A 3,495-nucleotide genomic window follows, 5' to 3' on the forward strand; every position below is an offset into this window, starting at 1 on the left:
TCCAGTCCTGCGGCTCGATCTTGCCGTCGGCGGCCATGACCGCGTCGAAGCGCGCCTGTTCGGGCGAATTCGCGTCCGCGTCCAGCGGGGCGACGTGGCCGGGGATATCGAGGGATTGGGTGTACATGGGGGACGCTCTCTGGAGGAGTGGTCTGTGTCGGCGTAGTATAAACCAACCGACCGGTCGGTTAATAATTTTTTGAGGACGGGGATTGGGCTTGATAGCGTCATTCAGGGGTGTTGAAGCACGTCACCCCACCCCGACACTTACCGGTAAAATTGCGAATTGGCCGCGATCTGCGGCCCACTTGCATCTCCGGTACTCATGTTACGTCTAAGCGAAATCAAACTCCCGCTCGATCATCCCGACAGCGCCCTCGAAGCCGCCATCCGTGCGCGCCTCGCGGACCTCGGCGTGGCGCGGGACGGGCTCATCCGATACACCGTGTTTCGCCGCGCGCACGACGCGCGCAAGCGCGCCGACATCAAGCTCACCTACATCGTCGATGTCGAGGTCAAGGATGAAGCGGCCGCGCTGAAACGGCTCGCCGACGTGCCGCATTGCGGCGTGACCCCCGACATGAGCTACAAGTTCGTCGCCAAAGCACCCGCCCAACTGAGCACGCCGCGTCCGGTCGTGATCGGCATGGGACCGTGTGGTCTGTTCGCAGGACTGATCCTCGCGCAGATGGGCTTCCGGCCGATCATCCTCGAGCGCGGCAAGGCCGTGCGCGAGCGCACCAAGGACACGTTTGGCCTGTGGCGCAAATCGGTGCTGAATCCCGAGTCGAACGTGCAGTTCGGCGAAGGTGGCGCGGGCACTTTTTCGGACGGCAAGCTCTACAGCCAGATCAAGGACCCGAAACATTACGGCCGCAAAGTGCTCGACGAATTCGTGCGGGCCGGTGCGCCCGAGGACATCCTGTACCTGAGCCGGCCGCATATCGGCACGTTTCGCCTCGTCAGCATGGTCGAGAAGATGCGTGCGGGCATCCATGAGCTGGGCGGCGAAGTGCGCTTCGAGACGCGTGTCGAGGACATCGATATCGACAACGGCCAGGTGCGGGGGCTGAAGCTGTCGACCGGCGAAACGCTGCGCTGCGACCACGTGGTGCTGGCGGTCGGCCATAGCGCACGCGACACCTTCCAGATGCTGTACGACCGCGGCGTTCACGTCGAGGCGAAGCCGTTTTCGCTCGGTTTCCGGATCGAGCATCCGCAAGGGGTGATCGATCGCAGCCGTTTCGGCAAATTTGCCGGTCACAAGCAGCTCGGTGCAGCCGACTATAAGGTGGTGCACCACTGCAGCAATGGGCGCGCGGTGTATAGCTTTTGCATGTGTCCCGGCGGCACCGTGGTGGCGGCCACGTCGGAGCCGGGGCGGGTCGTCACGAACGGCATGAGCCAGTACTCGCGCGCGGAGCGCAACGCGAATGCGGGCATCGTGGTCGGAATTACGCCAGACGACTACCCGGGCGGCCCGCTTGCGGGTATCGCGTTCCAGCGCAAGTGGGAGGAGCGGGCGTTCGAACTCGGTGGCGGCAACTATATGGCTCCGGGGCAGTTGGTCGGCGACTTCATTGCCGGGCGTCCGTCCGCGTCGCTCGGCTCCGTCGTGCCGTCGTATAAGCCCGGCGTGCGGCCTACCGATCTCAGCACGGCACTGCCCGACTACGCGATCGAGGCGATTCGCGAAGCGCTGCCGCAGATGGAAAAGAAAATCGCCGGTTTCGCGATGCATGACGCGGTGCTGACCGGCGTTGAAACCCGAACGTCGTCGCCGGTACGCGTTCGTCGCGGGGACGACTACCAGAGCGTCAACATCAAAGGGCTGTATCCCGCCGGCGAAGGTGCGGGATACGCGGGCGGGATCTACTCGGCGGCGATCGACGGAATCGAAGTCGCCGAAGCCGTCGCTCTGAAGATCATGAGTCAGCAAACGGCATGAGTCCAAACGGGCACAGCCTCCGGGCACCGGCGATTGCCGCGTCGTTCGGGCACAATGCGCGTTTCGTCTCGAACCGATCGTCCGAATGACCATTCGCACCCTGGCTGCCGCATGCGGCGCGGCGCTGCTTGCCCAATTTGCTCCGTTTGTCGTTTCCTCGAATGCGTTCGCTGCCGAAGCGCCCGAGCATTGGGTCGCCGTGTGGGCGACCGCGCTGCAACCGCTTCCACAGCGGGCCGACTTGCCACCGCTGTATCGCGCGCCGGAAGTCGCCGGGCGCACCGTCCGGCAAATCGTGTATCCGACTTTGTCGGGAAAGACGGCGCGAATTCATCTGAGCAATGCGTATGGCAAGACACCTCTGGTCATCGACGAACTGCGCATCGCGCGCTCGGCCGGCGGCGCGGCGGCGGTAGCGAGGGATGGCAGTCGAGTGACGTTTGCTGGCAAGGGCGCGGTCAGCGTTCCGCCCGGCGGCGAGCTGGACAGCGATCCGATTGGGATCGACGTCGTCGAGGGCGCGCCGTATGCGATCAGTGCGTTTATGGGACCGGAGCAGCGGATCGTCGCGTGGCACCGTGTGTCGAATCAGGTGAATTATGAGTCGGGGCCGGGCAATCATACCGCCGACACGTCCGCCGCCGCGTTTCGAGGCCGCTTCACCCAATATGTGTGGGTCACGGGCTTGTCGGTGGAGGCGGTGGCACCGTCAGTTGCCGTGGCTGCGATTGGCGACTCGATCACCGACGGCATGCGCTCCAGCCTGAACCAGAACCGTCGCTGGCCGGATGCGCTGGCTCGGCGACTGGCGGCGAGCGGCGCGCAGTCGACCGCGATCGTGAATCTCGGCATCAGCGGCAACCGGCTTCTTAGCGACTCACCTTGTTATGGCGACGCGCTTGCGAGCCGCTTTGAGCGCGATGTTTTGCAACGTCCGGGCGTCAAGGCGGCGGTTGTGCTGATTGGCATCAACGACATTAACTTTGCGGCAATGCCGCCTCATGGCGGGCTCGACTGCGATTTTCCTCATACGTCGGTCACGGCTGCCGATCTGATCGACGGTTACCAGCGAGTGATCGCGGCCGCGCGGCGCAACGGTGTTAAGGTGTTCGGCGCGACGCTGACGCCGGCGTCGCTGCCGCAGGAGCGGGAAAACATCCGACTCGCGGTTAATCAGTGGATACGGACTAGTCGCGCTTTCGATGGCGTCGTCGATTTCGACGCGGCGTTGCGCGACAGAGCGCAGCCGGAGCGTCTGCAGCGCGCTTTCGATAGCGGCGATCACATCCATCCGAGCGACGCGGGCTACGCGGCCATGGCCGACGCTGTTCCTGTTGAGGCAGTGGTGAGCGCGGCCCGGAAGTGAGTCACAACTTTTTTAAGCAAAAGCGAAATCGGGTATTGACGAGACGAGAAAGAGTCTCCATAATCTCGCTTCTCTGCTGCAGACGCAGCGACGCAAACGAAGCAGTGCCGGGTGGTGGTAGTTCAGGCGCTGCGGGTTGGGCGGATCGATCTTTAAAAACTAACAGCCGATAAGTGTGGGC

Annotated in this window: 3 protein-coding genes and 1 pseudogene; 2 read left to right on the forward strand and 2 right to left on the reverse strand. The window is 63.7% G+C overall.

The genetic code is table 11. The features are described from left to right. Positions 1-127, reverse strand: a pseudogene (locus tag AB3X94_RS41325) (1,2-phenylacetyl-CoA epoxidase subunit A); the annotation flags it as partial. 198 nt (positions 128-325) lie between these two features. On the opposite strand from AB3X94_RS41325, the gene AB3X94_RS41330 reads away from it, so the two are divergent. Then, complete coding sequence (locus tag AB3X94_RS41330; RefSeq protein WP_176110089.1) at positions 326-1,948, forward strand: NAD(P)/FAD-dependent oxidoreductase; 1,623 nt, start codon at positions 326-328, stop codon at positions 1,946-1,948. 85 nt (positions 1,949-2,033) lie between these two features. Beyond that, entirely contained in the window at positions 2,034-3,314 is a 1,281-nt protein-coding gene (locus AB3X94_RS41335) for an SGNH/GDSL hydrolase family protein (RefSeq protein WP_368614432.1), read from the forward strand. Position 3,315: 1 nt separating this feature from the next. Here AB3X94_RS41335 and AB3X94_RS41340 read toward each other — a convergent pair. Next, a partial coding sequence (locus tag AB3X94_RS41340) for a hypothetical protein (protein WP_368614433.1) occupies positions 3,316-3,495 on the reverse strand: 180 nt, incomplete at its 5' end.

Origin of the sequence: Paraburkholderia sp. BR10923 (assembly GCF_040948765.1) — a bacterium.
Classification (GTDB): Bacteria; Pseudomonadota; Gammaproteobacteria; order Burkholderiales; family Burkholderiaceae; genus Paraburkholderia; species Paraburkholderia youngii.